Origin of the sequence: Streptomyces sp. NBC_00829, assembly GCF_045161795.1 — a bacterium.
Classification (GTDB): Bacteria; Actinomycetota; Actinomycetes; order Streptomycetales; family Streptomycetaceae; genus Streptomyces.
On sequence record NZ_CP108867.1, the window covers coordinates 7,106,258 to 7,120,913 of the forward strand.

At 71.1% G+C, this 14,656-nt stretch carries 11 protein-coding genes and 1 pseudogene; 6 read left to right on the plus strand and 6 right to left on the minus strand.

Translation table 11 applies throughout. From position 1 onward, the window contains the following. Positions 1-122: 122 nt before the first annotated feature. Entirely contained in the window at positions 123-1,736 is a 1,614-nt protein-coding gene (locus tag OG293_RS31925; RefSeq protein ID WP_406002219.1) for a peptide-N4-asparagine amidase, read from the plus strand. A gap of 57 nt (positions 1,737-1,793) precedes the next feature. Here the strand turns inward: OG293_RS31925 and OG293_RS31930 are convergent, their stop codons facing one another. Both OG293_RS31930 and OG293_RS31935 read right to left on the minus strand, forming a co-directional pair. Continuing rightward, on the minus strand, positions 1,794-3,242 hold the full coding sequence (locus tag OG293_RS31930) for a Gfo/Idh/MocA family protein (protein WP_406002220.1): 1,449 nt from the start codon (positions 3,240-3,242) through the stop codon (positions 1,794-1,796). 411 nt (positions 3,243-3,653) lie between these two features. Next, positions 3,654-4,097 carry a MarR family winged helix-turn-helix transcriptional regulator gene (locus OG293_RS31935; protein WP_406002221.1) on the minus strand — a complete coding sequence of 148 codons (444 nt, stop codon included), beginning with the start codon at positions 4,095-4,097 and terminating at the stop codon, positions 3,654-3,656. Positions 4,098-4,211: 114 nt separating this feature from the next. Between OG293_RS31935 and OG293_RS31940 the strand changes: the two genes are divergently transcribed. From OG293_RS31940 to mltG, 3 genes and pseudogenes are all read left to right on the plus strand, one after another. Then, the gene (locus OG293_RS31940) at positions 4,212-6,023 is read left to right on the plus strand and encodes an ABC transporter ATP-binding protein (RefSeq protein ID WP_406002222.1); all 1,812 of its coding nucleotides are present in this window, start codon (positions 4,212-4,214) and stop codon (positions 6,021-6,023) included. A 39-nt stretch (positions 6,024-6,062) separates the two neighbouring features. Beyond that, positions 6,063-6,657: pseudogene (locus OG293_RS31945) on the plus strand (hypothetical protein). A gap of 115 nt (positions 6,658-6,772) precedes the next feature. Beyond that, entirely contained in the window at positions 6,773-7,618 is an 846-nt protein-coding gene (mltG, locus tag OG293_RS31950) for an endolytic transglycosylase MltG (RefSeq protein WP_406002223.1), read from the plus strand. An 8-nt stretch (positions 7,619-7,626) separates the two neighbouring features. On the opposite strand, the gene OG293_RS31955 is transcribed toward mltG, so the two are convergent. The 4 genes from OG293_RS31955 to OG293_RS31970 all read right to left on the minus strand — a co-directional run bounded on the left by OG293_RS31955 (position 7,627) and on the right by OG293_RS31970 (position 12,906). After that, positions 7,627-8,712, minus strand: coding sequence for an NAD(P)-binding domain-containing protein (locus OG293_RS31955; protein ID WP_406002224.1), 1,086 nt, complete (start codon positions 8,710-8,712; stop codon positions 7,627-7,629). A gap of 100 nt (positions 8,713-8,812) precedes the next feature. Further along, complete coding sequence (locus OG293_RS31960; protein ID WP_406003778.1) at positions 8,813-10,354, minus strand: aldehyde dehydrogenase family protein; 1,542 nt, start codon at positions 10,352-10,354, stop codon at positions 8,813-8,815. Beyond that, entirely contained in the window at positions 10,348-11,688 is a 1,341-nt protein-coding gene (locus tag OG293_RS31965) for a 2-oxoadipate dioxygenase/decarboxylase family protein (protein ID WP_406002225.1), read from the minus strand. Before OG293_RS31965 ends, OG293_RS31960 begins: the two co-directional genes overlap by 7 nt. Before the next feature lie 30 nt (positions 11,689-11,718). After that, a complete protein-coding gene (locus OG293_RS31970; protein ID WP_406002226.1) occupies positions 11,719-12,906 on the minus strand; it encodes an NAD(P)/FAD-dependent oxidoreductase in 1,188 nt (395 codons plus the stop codon). Between the two features lie 98 nt (positions 12,907-13,004). On the opposite strand from OG293_RS31970, the gene OG293_RS31975 reads away from it, so the two are divergent. Further along, positions 13,005-13,910 carry a LysR family transcriptional regulator gene (locus tag OG293_RS31975; protein ID WP_406002227.1) on the plus strand — a complete coding sequence of 302 codons (906 nt, stop codon included), beginning with the start codon at positions 13,005-13,007 and terminating at the stop codon, positions 13,908-13,910. Positions 13,911-14,096: 186 nt separating this feature from the next. Beyond that, positions 14,097-14,519 carry a YjbQ family protein gene (locus OG293_RS31980; RefSeq protein ID WP_406002228.1) on the plus strand — a complete coding sequence of 141 codons (423 nt, stop codon included), beginning with the start codon at positions 14,097-14,099 and terminating at the stop codon, positions 14,517-14,519. The last annotated feature ends 137 nt before the right edge of the window (positions 14,520-14,656 follow it).

Sequence of the window (14,656 nt, forward strand, 5' to 3'; positions counted from 1 at the left end):
CAAGGTTCGCCTTTTCGAGCGCCGTTCCGCAATGGATTTTCCTGCTCCGGTGCCCACAACCCGCCAAGATCGAGCAGGTCACCCTGGCGCGCATCACCCGTGGCGCGCTTCACTCCTGGCCCATGAGACAACGAAGGATCATGTCCATGCTCACCGGGCTGGTGCTGGCGGCGGGAGCGCTTCTGGGCGCGGAGCCCGCCGCTGCCGGTGCGCAGTCGCGGGCCGCCGGTGCGGAGCCGCCCGCGGAGTTCGGCACCGACTGGCACGACCCGGTCACCGCCGCGCCTCCCGTCGCGCACCCCGGCGCCCGGTCCTGCCGGGTGACCCTGGCCGAGGCCCAGTTCCGCGACTTCACCCCGTACCGGGGGAGTTATACGCCGCCGAAGGACTGCGGACGCAGCTGGAGCAAGGTGGTGCTGCGGCAGGAGGGCAGCGTCAAGGGGCGGCAGTACGACCGGCTCGGCGATCTCACCGTCGGAGGGGTGGAGATCCTGCGCACCTCGACCCCGCAGCCCTCGCCGGACGGCATCGCCTGGTCGGTGGAGAAGGACGTCACGCGCTACAGCGACATCCTGCGCAGCGTCCAGCCGGTCGAGATGCTCATCGGCAACGTGGTCGACGGGACCTACACCGGCGTCTTCGACGTCAAGGTGACGCTCACCTTCTACGCGTCGGGCGGGGCGGCACGACCAGCGGCGACGCCCGACAAGGTGCTGGCCCTGGACGGCAGTTCGCTGACCTGGCCGCGCAACTCCGAGCGGATACTCGCCGAGGTGTACGCGACCGGATCGGGCGGCGGCTGCGAGGAGTACTGGTATCTGACCGTCCCGGACTCCGCCCCCTACTCCTGCAAGGCCACCGGAGGCCCCTACCGGGAGGTGCAGATCGCGGTGGACGGCCGGCTCGCCGGAATCGCCGCGCCGTTCCCGACCGTCTGGACGGGCGGCTGGTCCAACCCCTTCCTCTGGTACGTCATTCCGGGACCGCGCGCCTTCGACATCCAGCCGGTTCAGTACGACCTCACCCCCTTCGCCGCGCTGCTCAACGACGGACGGCCGCACCGGATCGACGTGTCCGTCGTCGGAGTCCCGGCCGGTCGGACGGGCTGGAGCACACCCACCAATGTGCTGGTGTGGCAGGACGCGGGGAGCACGGTGGTGACCGGTGCGCTGACCCGTCACGAGGAGTCCGCACCCGTCAACTCCACGACGCACACGCCCGGTTCACCGCATCGGCTCGACATGAAGGGCGCCCACCGCCTCACCGTCGCCGGGCATCTGAACACCTCGCACGGGCGGGTCGAAACGACGGTGAGCCGCGCTCTCGCGAACAGCTCCGTCCACCGCTGGACCGAGGGCGAGAGCACGGACGCGCTCAAGGGGGCCTGGACCGACGACGAGACCGTGAGAGCCGGACGCCGGGTGACCCTGACACATCGGACGTACACGATGGACGGCGTCACCACGCTCGGCGCGGGCGACCGGCTGCGCACCGTTCTCAGATTGGGGGACAGGGCGGACACCCTTGTGACGCAGGGCGGCAGGCGATCGGCATGGTCCCGTACCGACGACGCGTACAGGGGAGACGCGACCTACACCGCCGATGTGCCACGCGACCAGCGGCATGCGATCGGTACGACGGCGGAGCGCTACCGGGCATACGGCTCCGACGGCTGCTACGACCGCAGCCTGCAGACCGTCCAGGGGACCGTGACCGAGGACCGGCAGCGCTGCTGAGCCGTGTCCGGTCGCGTGCGGGGCCCGGCAGGTTGAGCGCCGGCCCCCGCATGCTCCTCAGCCCGCGGGCCTGACGGAATCCACGCCGGGACGCGACGTGCGCCAATCCCCACGGGTGAAGTCGGGGATCTGCTGCGGAGCGCCCTTCGCCCTGATGGAGGCATGGCTGAGCGGGACGGGCGCCGTCCAGGTGGCCGCGTCGTACACATCGAAGTCCGGCACCAGACCCAGTCGCATGCACTGCATCAGCCGGAAGACCATGATGTAGTCCATTCCGCCGTGGCCGCCCGGCGGATGGGCGTGCTCCTTCCACAGCCAGTGGTCCCAGTCGGCGTACGCGCCGAAGTCGCCCCACTGGTCATCGGTGTGGTCGGGCTCCAGGTAGATCCGCTCGGGATAGTCCTCGAATACGCCCTTCGTGCCGCCGAGGCTGTTGATCCTGCTGTACGGGTGAGGACCCGACACATCGTGCTCCAGCCGCACGACCCGTCCCTTGGCGGTCTGGACCAGGCTGATGGTGCGGTCGCTCTCGATGTACGTCTCCTTCCAGCTCGGGTCGCCGGGCGGCATGTGCGCCGCCCGGTACTGGGCGAGACCCAGCGCGGGCGTGCCGAAGCTGGAGATGCTGACCGCCCGGTCGCCGCGGTTGATGTCCAGGTAGTTGGAGACGGGACCGAAGCCGTGGTTCGGGTAGAGGTCGCCGCGCAGCCGGGTGTGCCACAGCCGCCGCCAGGGGCCCTCGTAGTAGTCGGGGTCGAACATCAGGCCGCGCAGATCGTGGTTGTACGCGCCGGCGGCGTGCAGCAGGTCGCCGAACTTGCCCGCGTGCGCCATGCGCAGCACCCGCATCTCGTTCTTTCCGTAGCAGCAGTTCTCCAGCTGCATGCAGTGCCGGCGGGTGCGCTCCGAGAGATCGACCAGCTTCCACAGCTCGTCCAGTCGCAGAGCGATCGGACACTCCACGCCGACGTGCTTGCCGTTCAGCATGGCTGACTTCGCCATCTCGAAGTGGACGTCCCAGGGGGTTGCCGCGTAGACGAAGTCGATGTCGCCGCGCACGCACAGCTTCTCGTAGTCGTGCTCGCCGTTGGTGTAGAGCGCGGGTGCCGGCTGACCGGCCTTGACCACTTTGGCCGCCGCGCGCTCGGCCTTGGCCCTGACGGGGTCGCAGAGGGCGACGACCCTGACCCCGGGGAGGGCGAGGAAGAGATCGATCATGCTGCCGCCGCGGTTGCCGAGGCCGATGATGGCGACCCGTACGGTGCTGCGCCCTTCGAAGGGCACCCCGATCATCGTGCGGCCCTTGCGGACGGGGGTGGGGGCCGACGGCGGCCCGCTCTCCGCCGCTGTGCCGGTCCCGGCTGCCGCGGCGGCGCCGGTGCCCAGTACGCCGAGACCGAGACCCGCGCCGGCCGCACCGGCCGTGGTCCGCAGGACCGAGCGGCGGGTGGGCGGCCCGTCGCCCTCTTCGGCTTTGTCCGGATCGTGCTGAGCTGCGTCGTTCATGGAGCCTCCAGGAGAGCGGTCCTTGAGCTGACGTGCGCTGCGGATTCATGAACGCCGGTCCTGGGAGGAGCGGTTGGGGCAACCGGTCCGGGGCGACCCGGCCGTGGGCGGCCGGGCCTGCGGCACCCGTCGAGGGCGGTCCGGCTCATGAACCTCGGTAGGGACCTTGGTAGTTGAGGCTGGTGATGCGCAAGAGCGCCGTTTGGACTCTTGGCTCCGGGTCCTTGGACTCTTCTGTACGCCGCTCGGCATGCTGAGGCCGGGTCATGGCCGGGTCATGGCCGGGTCATGGCCGGGTCGTGGCGGGTGACGGCGGGTCATGGCGGGTCATGGCGGGTCATGGCGGGTCACGGCCGGGAGTGAACTGCCGGCCCCGGCACCGACAGCGTCACGACACGTCCCCCGTTCGTTTCAGCAGCGTGGGCCCGGACCGTCGACCAGGGTCGACAGCAGTCCGCCGAGCACCTCGCGCTGGTCGGCGGTCAGCGGGGCCAGAATGTCCTCCGCCGCTGCCCGGCGCGCACCGCGGAGCGCTCTGAGGGTGGCGCGTCCCGTGTCGGTGAGCTCGATCCGGATCACCCTGCGGTTGGTCGGGTCCGGTGCGCGGCGCACGCACCCGCTCGCCTCCAGCCCGTCGACAAGGCTGGTCACCGCGCGGGGGACCACCTCCAGGCGGGCGGCGAGGTCGGCCATGCGCGGGGGCTCGTCGTAGTGCGCGAGGGTGCGCAGAAGGCGGGACTGCGCGGGGGTGATCGCGATGTCCGCCGACTCCAGCTGCCGCTTCTGGCTGCGGTGGAGCCGTCGGCTCAGCCGCAGCAGTTGCTCGGCCAGCAGGCCGTCGGGGTCGGAGTTCATGCCGGGAACAATATCAGGACCCCGTTCATTGTGAGGATAGGTAACAATGAGCTATGCTCTCAAAATCTTTGCTGTGTCACCTTTCATTCCGTCTCGTCACTGTCGAAGGAGCCCATGCGTATCCACGACGAGTCCACCTGGACACCACCGCCACATGACCAGGAACAGGCGCCCGCGCAGGTGCGGCGGATCCTCAGTCTCTTCAGCCCCTACCGCGGACGCCTCGCCGTCGTCGGCCTGCTCGTCGGCGCCGCTTCGCTCGTCGCGGTCGCCTCCCCCTTCATGCTCCGCGAGATCCTCGACACCGCGATCCCGCAGGGCCGCACCGGGCTGCTCACCCTGCTCGCCCTCGGCATGATCCTCACGGCGGTGATGACCAGCGTCTTCGGCGTGCTCCAGACCCTGATCTCCACCACCGTCGGCCAGCGCGTCATGCACGACCTGCGCACCGCGGTCTACGCCCAGTTGCAGCGCATGCCGCTCGCTTTCTTCACCAGGACCCGCACCGGAGAGGTCCAGTCGCGCATCGCCAACGACATCGGCGGGATGCAGGCGACCGTGACGTCCACGGCGACGTCCCTGGTCTCCAACCTCACGGCCGTGGTCGCCACCGTTGTCGCGATGCTCGCCCTGGACTGGCGGCTCACCGCCGTCTCGCTGCTCCTGCTGCCGGTGTTCGTGTGGATCAGCCGCCGCGTCGGACGCGAGCGCAAGAAGATCACCACGCAGCGCCAGAAGCAGATGGCCGCCATGGCCGCCACCGTCACGGAGTCGCTCTCCGTCAGCGGCATCCTGCTCGGCCGCACCATGGGCAGGGCCGACTCGCTCACCACCTCGTTCGCCGAGGAGTCCGAGCGGCTCGTCGACCTCGAAGTGCGCTCCAGCATGGCCGGGAGGTGGCGGATGTCCACCATCGGCATCGTCATGGCCGCCATGCCCGCCCTCATCTACTGGGCCGCCGGACTCGCGCTCCGTTCCGGCGGGCCCGCCATCTCGATCGGCACGCTCGTCGCCTTCGTCTCGCTCCAGCAGGGGCTGTTCCGCCCCGCCGTGAGCCTGCTCTCCACCGGCGTGCAGATGCAGACCTCGCTCGCACTCTTCCAGCGGATCTTCGAGTATCTCGATCTTCCGGTGGACATCACGGAACCGGAGAAGCCGGTCCGGCTGGAGAAGGCCCGCGGTGAAGTGCGGTTCGAGGACGTCGTCTTCGCGTACGACGACAAGCAGACCCGGCCCACCCTCGACGGCATCGACATCACTGTGCCTGCGGGCGGCAGCCTCGCCGTCGTCGGGCCCACCGGCTCCGGAAAGTCCACCCTCAGCTATCTGGTCCCCCGGCTCTACGACGTCACCGGAGGCAGGGTCACGCTCGACGGGGTCGATGTGCGCGATCTCGACTTCGACAGCCTCGCCCGGGCCGTGGGAGTCGTCTCGCAGGAGACGTATCTCTTCCATGCGTCCGTCGCCGAGAACCTGCGTTTCGCCAAGCCGGACGCGACCGACGAGGAGATCGAGGCGGCGGCCCGCGCGGCCCAGATCCACGACCACATCGCCTCCCTGCCGGACGGCTACGACACTCTGGTCGGCGAGCGCGGCTACCGCTTCTCCGGAGGCGAGAAGCAGCGCCTCGCCATCGCCCGGACGATCCTGCGCGACCCGCCCGTCCTCATCCTCGACGAAGCGACCAGCGCCCTCGACACCGGTACGGAGGCGGCGGTGCAGCAGGCGATCGACGCGCTCTCGGCGGGCCGGACCACCATCACCATCGCGCACCGGCTCTCGACGGTCAGGGACGCGGACCAGATCGTGGTCCTCGACGCGGGCCGCACGGCCGAGCGCGGCAGCCACGAGGAACTGCTCGACAGGGACGGCCGCTATGCCGCTCTGGTGCGCAGGGACGCGGAGTTGGAGCCCGTTGCCACTTGACGTACCGCCTCCGCCGCCGGTGCGGCATGATCGCCGCCCATGAGAGCTCTCCTTGGGGTGGAACTGCCCGGGTACCGACAGGACGACCAGGACGTATGGGTCAATGACGACGGCGACGTGCTGTCTCTGCACTTCTTCGGCCTGCCGCCGGACCTGCCCGGCGTCGCTCGACGACGGACCGGCCCTGCGTGCCGCGCTCACCCGCGTCACGGCCCGTGCGGGCGGCGGACTGATCGAAGCCTCGGTGAAGTCGCTCGGCGCGCTTCCCGCGCTGAAGCAGATACTGAAGCTGCCGCTGCCGGGACAGCCCAGCGGCCAGGCATTCATCGGCAGCTTCACCGTGCCGCGCGCCATGTGCAGCACGGTGGTGAAGGTGCAGGCACCCGAGCGGGGCATGACGGGGATGCGCGAGGCCATGGTGATGGCGCAGGTCGGCCACGACAAGTACTTCCGGCCGCACCCGTACGCTCCTGACGTGCAGGGAGGGCTGCCGTTCCACGCAGCCGACCACGCCCAGTGGGACGCGCAGTTCCCGGATCATCCGCTGACGCGGGTGCGGCGCACCCTGGACGCCCTCGCCGCCGCGGTGCAGGTGGTGCCGGAGTTCGCAGCGCTGCCGCCCTTCGCACCGTAGGCGCGCGCCGGGCGGATTCTGCCGGCCCGGCCTCCGCAGGTCCCGTCCGGCAGTCGTGCCGGGGGCCGGGCGTCCGGTGCCGGGAACCGCGCCCGCTCCGGGTTAGCGTGCCCGTATGAGGAACGAACCACGGTCGGCCGGGCCCGGGCGCGGGTTCCGGCCGGCCCGCCGAGGGGTGTGGCTGCTGCTGATCGTCGGGGCGGTCCTCGTCGCGACGGCCGCGGTGCTGCTCCTGCTGCTGCTCAGGCAGGGCCAGAAGGAGCTGGCGACACTGCTCGTCCCGGAGGGCCGGCGGGCCGCGCAGGTCTACACCACCGTCGACAGGGCCCTCGACGAGAAGGCCGGCACCACGGCGAAGGTGGCCCGCACGGCGGGACTGAGGCTCCCGGCCGAGGCCGGGGGCAACCCCGAGGGCTATCTCTTCCCTGCCACCTATCCCATCGACGAGGACGCGACGCCGACGAGCATGCTCGGCTACATGGTCGACACCGCCAACAAGCGGTTGGGCGCCGATCGCATGAGCGACGGGGCTCGTCACAGTGGTGTGACGGTCTATCAGGCGGTGGTCATCGCCAGCATCGTGCAGGCCGAGGCCGACACCCCCGAGGACATGGGGAAGGTCGCCCGGGTCGTCTACAACCGGCTGGCGAAGGGGATGCCGCTGCAGATGGACTCGACCCTGAACTACGCCTTGAACCGCAGCACGCTGGACACCACGGCCGCGGACACCAGGATCGACAGCCCGTACAACAGCTATCGCCGCCGGGGACTGCCGCCGACGCCCATCGGTAACCCCGGGGACCAGGCACTGCACGCGGCGATCACCCCAACGCCCGGCGACTGGCTCTACTTCGTCACCGTGGCACCGGGGGACACCCGCTTCACGGCGAGCTACGAGGAACACCGGCGCAACGTTGAGGAGTTCAACGCACGGCGCCGGGGCGCGAGCGGCGGCGGCTGAGACCTCCCTCAGATCAGCGCCGGTTCGTCGCGCTCCAGCAGCCGTTTGATCTCGCGGACCGCCGCCCGGCCTGCCCGGTTGGCGCCGATCGTCGAGGCCGAAGGCCCGTAGCCGACGAGATGGATCCGCTCGTCCCGCACCGTGCGGGTGCCCTCCACCCGGATGCCGCCGCCCGGCTCGCGCAGCTTCAGCGGGGCGAGATGGTCGATCGCCGCCCGGAAGCCGGTCGCCCAGAGAATCACATCGGCCTCCACCATCCGCCCGTCGTCCCAGGCCACGCCCGTCGGTGTGATCCGGTCGAACATCGGCAGCCGGTCCAGGACTCCTGCCTCGCGGGCACGGCGGACGGCGTCGTTGAGCGGCAGGCCGGTCACCGAGACCACGCTCCGCGGTGGCAGTCCTCGCCGTACCCGCTCCTCCACCAGGGCGACAGCGGCCCGTCCGGCGTCTTCACCGAAGGGCCCCTCACGGAAGACCGGTTCGCGGCGCGTCACCCACCAGGTCTCCGCCCCGACCTCCGCGATCTCCATCAGATGCTGGGTTCCCGAGGCCCCACCGCCGACGACGACCACCCGCTGTCCGGCGAACTCCTCGGGCCCCGGGTAGTTCACCGTGTGCAACTGGCGTCCCCCGAAGGTCTCCTGACCGGGGTAGCGCGGCCAGAACGGACGGTCCCACGTGCCGGTCGCGTTGATCAGCGCCCGCGCCGCCCAGGTCCCCCGAGAGGTCTCGACGAGCAGCCGGCCGTGCTCGCCCTCCCGCACCGCCCGGACGTCGACCGGCCGGTGGACCCGCAGGCCGAAGCGCTTCTCGTACGCGGTGAAGTAGGCGCCGATGACCTCGGACGAGGGGCGTGTCCCGTCCGCGCCGGCCAGCTCCATGCCCGGCAGCGCGTACATGCCGTGCACCTTGCCGTACGTCAGCGAGGGCCAGCGGAACTGCCAGGCGCCGCCCGCCCGTGGGGCATGGTCGAGCACAACGAAGTCGCGGTCCGGCACGAGACCGGAGCGCCGCAGATGGTAGGCGCCGGACAGTCCTGCCTGTCCGGCGCCGATCACGACCACGTCCACGTCACGCACCCCGAAGTTGTTCACCCTTCTACCAACTGTGGAGGGTGTGTGGATCTTCCCGCTCCTCGGGCGGGACGGTGTGCCGCGCTCGGTGGGCGAGCCCGGCAAGATCCACAGGAAGGCCCTAGAGGAAGTTCACGCCCTGGGCCAGCGGCAGGCTGTCGGAGTAGTTCACCGTGTTCGTCGCCCGCCTCATGTACGCCCGCCAGGCGTCCGAGCCCGACTCGCGCCCGCCACCCGTCTCCTTCTCGCCACCGAACGCCCCGCCGATCTCCGCGCCCGAGGTGCCGATATTGACGTTGGCGATCCCGCAGTCGGAGCCGTCCGCGGCCAGGAAACGCTCCGCCTCGCGCTGGTCCCGCGTGAAGATGCTGGAGGACAGCCCCTGAGGGACGCCGTTCTGCAGAGCCACGGCCTCCTCCAGCGTCCGGTACGTGAGTACGTACAGGATCGGCGCGAAAGTCTCCCGGCGCACGACGTCCGTCTGCGCGGGCATCCGTACCACCGCGGGCCGCACATACACCGCATCCGGCGCATGCTCCGCGAGCTGCCGGTCACCGCCGGTGAGGATCTTGCCGCCGTCGGCCTCGGCCGCGGCCAGCGCCTCGGACATCGCCCGGTGCGCCGTGCCGGAGATCAGCGGCCCCACCAGCGTGCTCTCCCGGAACGGGTCGCCCACCGGCAACTGGCCGTACGCATGGACGATCTTCTCCACCAGCAGGTCGGCGACGTCCTCGTGGACGATCAGCCGCCGCAGCGTGGTGCAGCGCTGGCCCGCGGTGCCCGCAGCGGAGAACACGATCCCGCGAACGGAGAGGTCCAGATCGGCCGACGGCGTGACGATCGCCGCGTTGTTGCCTCCCAGTTCGAGCAGACAGCGGCCGAAGCGGGCCGCCACGCGCGGGCCGACCTCACGCCCCATACGGACCGATCCCGTCGCGCTCACCAGCGCGACCCGCCCGTCGTCGACCAGCCGCTCACCCGTCTCCCGCCCTCCGAGCAGCAGGCGGTGCACCCCGGCGGGCGCGCCGGTGTCCTCCGCGGCGCGGGCGAGAAGCGCGTCACAGGCGAGAGCGGCCAGCGGCGTCAGCTCCGAAGGCTTCCAGACCACCGTGTCGCCACAGACCAGGGCGATCGCGGTGTTCCACGCCCAGACCGCGACCGGAAAGTTGAAGGCCGAGATCACGCCCACCACGCCCAGCGGGTGCCAGCTCTCGCAGAGCCGGTGGCCCGGGCGCTCGGAAGCCATGGTCCGTCCATAAAGCTGCCGTGAGAGGCCGACCGCGAACTCACAGATGTCGATCATTTCCTGTACTTCGCCGAGCGCCTCGGAGCGGATCTTCCCGGCTTCGATCGTGACCAGGTCGGCCAGCTGTTCCTTGTGTTCGCTCAGCAGCTCGCCCAGCCGTTTGACCAGCGCTCCGCGCTGCGGCGCGGGAACCGTGCGCCACTGGCGAAACGCCTCGGCGGCGGCGCCGATCGCCGCGTCGGTTTCGTCGGGAGAGGGGGCGGGCAGGGTGAACAGCGTCGCACCGGTCAGCGGCGTACGGGCGACGACATCGCCGCCGTCCGCAGGCAGCCGGGCGCCGCAGCCGAGCAGGCTCTCCCTGGCCCGGGCGCGCAGCGAGTCGTTGTCCGGAAGCGTGGTGCCGTTGCTGGTCACGATGTGTCCTTGGGGAGTCCGAGGGCCCGGCGGGCCTGCTGAAGAGAACGGTCCTGCTGAGCGGCGTAGAGGTCGAAGGGGTCGTGGACCGGGCGTTCGAGGACGCCGGAGAGCCACTGCTGGTCGTAGTGGGCGCCCGCGACGGAGGAGTCCCTGGTGCCCTCGTCGGTGAGGTTCGACTGGAAGATCCCGGCGGCCGACCGGGGAAGGAAGTCCTCGTAGACGATCGGTGCGGCGCTCAGCCAGCCGCCGTCGAGGAGACCCGCGAGGTCCTGCGGCGGTGTACGGCCGTCACGAGGCCGGCCGGTGGCCGGCTCGTAGCGGAAGTACGCCCGCTCCTGGACGGCCAGCTCACGTTCGGTGCGCGGGAAGCGGCTCGGCCACCTCTCGGCCGGCTCGCCGATCAGCTCGTCGTAGAGGGCACGGCCCGCCCGGGTGAGCGCGATACCGCGTGCCTCGACCTCGCCGAAGCGCACTCGCAGCGAGCCCTCGCCCACGCTGCCGTCACTCTCCCGGAAGCGGCGGGGCTCGGCCAGTGCCCTGAACGACGTCTGCCGCAGCAGCACATCCGGGCCGTCCCAGCGCGGTGGCCCCTGAATCCGGTCGATCATCGTGATGCCCAGCTCGCCCATCCGCCGATAGAGCTCGTCGATGTCGAGCACCCGAGGCGTGAGGTGGTTGACATGGGTGCTCGTGACCCCGCCGATGTCGGCCGCGACGGCGGAGACCCGCTCCAGTTCGGCGTACCAGGCACGGTCAACCGGCTCCGGGGACAGCTCGAAAGCGGCCACCGCCAGCGCGAGGAAGCGCTCGGCGTTCTCCTCGCCGAGCCCCCGCTCCCGCTCGGCGCGCTCGGCCAGCCGAAGGAGCTCGGACGGGAAGAGTTCACGCCGGCCCAGGAACGACTCCAGGCGCGCTTCGAGATCCGGGTCGAAGAACCGCCGGTCGGCCGTGGTGAGCATCGAGGTGAAGACCCGGAACGGATTGCGTTCCAGCTCCTCGGCGTCGATCGGCCGGAACGCCGTGGAGACGACCGGCACGGCGCTGGCCGCCGCCTCGCGCAGATCGTAGAAACCGACCGGCTCCATGCCCAGCGCGGCGAAGATCAGGGCGGCCCGGCGCATCTCGCGCGGTGTGCCGACGCGGATGGCGCCGTGCCGCTCTGCCGTGACCCGTGCGATCCCGCCCAGCCGCCCCGTGTCGCCCGTCCTGGCGATCACCTCGTCGTTGACCTGCGCCGAGACCTCCAGCAGCGTGGTGTACGCGGGGACCTCGTTCCCGTACATGCCGGACAGCCGCCGCGCGAACTCGGCCCGCAGGCGCCAGGTGGGGAGCATTGCGTCCTCCTTGCCGTCGGGTGGCGCCGGTCAGATGATGTGGGCCTCGGGGCGGGCGGTGGCCCGCCCCTCGAAGCGGGCGGCGGACAGCGGGCCCACATCGATGAACGGCGTCCGCTCCAGGTACAGATCGCGCACGATCTCGCCGACCGCGGGCGCCTGCAGAAACCCGTGCCCGGAGAAGCCGGTGGCATACAGAAAACCGCTCACATCGCCCGACCGGCCGATCAGGGCATTGCGGTCCGGTGTCATCTCGTACAGCCCCGCCCAGCCGCTCGCGGCCGGGAGACCGGCGAGCGCCGGCGCCCGCCGCCCGGCCGCCTCGCGGAACGGCTCCAGCCACTCCCGGCTGAACTCCCGCCCGAAGCCCGGCTCCTGGCGCGGGTCGGACAGTCCGAGGACCAGTCCGTCCGCGCCGTCGTTGTGGAAGTAGAGCGTGGACGCGAAATCCAGGGTGAAGGGGATCCGCGGCGGGGCCGGGGACATGGGTCCGGTCAGCGCGATCTGCCGGCGCAGCGGGGTGACCGGAAGGGTCACACCCGCCATCGCGCCGACGGCCCGCGACCAGGGGCCCGCGGCGCACACCACCGTCGGGGTTCGCACCGTGCCCGCGGTCGTGCGCACCGCCGTCACCCGGCCGGCCTCGACATCGACGGCTGTGACCGAGCACCGTGTACGCAGGGTCGCGCCGAGCTGCTGCGCGGCACGCAGATAGCCGTGCACCGCAGCCCTCGGCAGCGCATAGCCGTCGTCGGGGGAGTGCGCCGCGGCGAGGACGGAGCGGGGATCCACGTAGGGGCACAGCTCGTGCGCCTCCCGCGGCGTGATGATCCGGCTGCGGACCCCGAGCTCGTTCTGTACGTCCACGGCCTCCTGGAACGTCGCGACCTCGGCCTCACCGGCAAGGAGGAAGAGATAGCCGACACGGTCGACACCGACGTCCGTTCCCGGGCGCGAGGTGAACGCCTGCCAGGCCTCCAGGCTGCGCTGCCCCAGCCGGATGTTGAGCGGATCCGAGAACTGGGCGCGGATCCCGCCGATCGGCTTGCCCGACGAGCCGGACGCCGGTCGGTCGCGCTCCAGGACCAGGACGTTCCCCACTCCGGCCTCGGCCAGATGGAAGGCGACGCTGGCGCCGACAACACCTCCGCCGACGACCACGACGTCCGCCGTCCGGGGCAAGGGAGCGGAATTATTTCGCAGAGCGCTGTGAACCATGCAGGAGCCGTCCCGTCTGCTCGATACAGACATGGTGGACGCCTGTGACTCTTCGCGTCCATTGACGGTTTCAGTAGTCGATCTTTTAGATTTCTTTCATGGAACTCGGTGGTGCGCATCTGCGGGCTCTGGTGGAACTCGCCCGTTGCGGCACGATGACTGCGGCTGCCGCGACGCTCGGATACACGCCGGGCGCCATCTCGCAGCAGATCGCCCAGCTGGAGCGGACGGCCGGCGCGCAGTTGATCAGGCGGGCGGGACGCCGGGTCGAGCTCACGGACGCGGGGCACACCCTGGTCGTCCACGCCGGTCGCATCCTGCGGGCACAGGCCGAGGCGGCGGCCGCCATCGAGCGCACCCGCACGGAGATCGCGGCACGGCTGCGGCTCGGCGTGTTCGGCACGGCCGCTGCCGCGTTCCTGCCACCCGCCCTGCGCTGGCTCTCCCGGCATCACCCGGGTGTACGGGTGGTCAGCCAGGAGGTGGACGTCGACCAGGCCCATGCGGAGGTGTCCGCCGGGCGGGTCGATCTGGCCCTCGGGCTGGACTACCCCGACGCCCCGCTCGCCCGGGACGAGACCTCCGAGCTCGTACGGCTGCACTCCGAACGCTTCTCACTGGCCGTGGCCGCCAGCGACGCCCCGTCGCGGGAGACCTCATGGCGACTGACCGAACTTCGCGAGCGGGACTGGATCCTGCCCGCCGCCCACACGCACTACGGAAGGGCCGTCCGCACGGCCTGCCGCCGGGCCGGTTTCGAGCCGCGCGTCGCCCACGAGGTCACCGACACGGCCACCTCACTGGCCATGGTGGGTGCCGGTCTCGGCGTGGCGCCGCTGACCGGGCTGATGCTGAGGCTGCGCTCGGACGGGATCGTCGCCGTGCCGCTGGACGATCAGGTCGAACGCCATGTGGTGGTGGCCGTGCGCGCCGCCGCGCGGGGGCGCCCGTCGGTGGAGGTGCTGATCGAGGCGCTGCGCCGGGCGGCGACGACGGGGGCGTGATGCCAGGAGCGGGACGTCGGGCAGCGCGCCTGGAGGCCCGGTGGTGGTTCGGCGGGCAGCGCGCCTGGAGGCCAGGAGCGGGACGTCGGGCAGCCTGGAGGCCAGGAGCGGGACGTCGGGCACTCGCCTGGAGGCCCGGTGGTGGTTCGGCGGGTCCCTTCGCAGGGAAGCGGCGAGGATGGGCCCATGCCCGGACCTTTCGCCACCACGACCCTGACCCTCACCACCGGCCTCACCGAGACGGTGACCGATCTGACCCGAGCCTGCGAGGAGTTCCTCGCCGGGGCCGCCGACGGCCGGGACGGACTGCTCAATGTCTTCGTCCCGCATGCGACAGCCGGTATCGCCGTCATCGAGATGGGCGCGGGCAGCGACCACGACCTGCTGTCCGCGCTGCACGCCCTGCTGCCCGCGGACAACCGCTGGCAGCACCGGCACGGCAGCCCCGGCCACGGCAGGGACCATGTGCTGCCCGCGTTCGTTCCGCCGCACGCCACCCTGCCGGTCATCGGCGGCAGCCTGGAACTCGGTACCTGGCAGTCCGTCTGCCTCGTGGACACGAACAAGGACAACCCCGACCGACAGGTCCGGCTGAGCTTCCTCGGCTGAGGCTGATCAGGACGTACCGGCTGCCCGGCAGCGCGGCGGTCAGGCGGTCCCGCGGCCGGGCGCTGCGCGGCGCCGCCGGCCCAGTCGCGGAGGCGCGCGAGCAGGCCGAGAATGAGACGCCGGGCGTCCGCGTCGTC

Coding starts and splice junctions, on each gene's coding strand:
- OG293_RS31940 (WP_406002222.1), top strand. CDS start 4,212: ATGCGTATCCACGACGAGTCCACCTGGACACCACCGCCACATGACCAG.
- mltG (WP_406002223.1), top strand. CDS start 6,773: ATGAGGAACGAACCACGGTCGGCCGGGCCCGGGCGCGGGTTCCGGCCG.
- OG293_RS31980 (WP_406002228.1), top strand. CDS start 14,097: ATGCCCGGACCTTTCGCCACCACGACCCTGACCCTCACCACCGGCCTC.
- OG293_RS31970 (WP_406002226.1), bottom strand. CDS start 12,906: ATGGTTCACAGCGCTCTGCGAAATAATTCCGCTCCCTTGCCCCGGACG.
- OG293_RS31975 (WP_406002227.1), top strand. CDS start 13,005: ATGGAACTCGGTGGTGCGCATCTGCGGGCTCTGGTGGAACTCGCCCGT.
- OG293_RS31935 (WP_406002221.1), bottom strand. CDS start 4,097: ATGAACTCCGACCCCGACGGCCTGCTGGCCGAGCAACTGCTGCGGCTG.
- OG293_RS31925 (WP_406002219.1), top strand. CDS start 123: ATGAGACAACGAAGGATCATGTCCATGCTCACCGGGCTGGTGCTGGCG.
- OG293_RS31930 (WP_406002220.1), bottom strand. CDS start 3,242: ATGAACGACGCAGCTCAGCACGATCCGGACAAAGCCGAAGAGGGCGAC.
- OG293_RS31965 (WP_406002225.1), bottom strand. CDS start 11,688: ATGCTCCCCACCTGGCGCCTGCGGGCCGAGTTCGCGCGGCGGCTGTCC.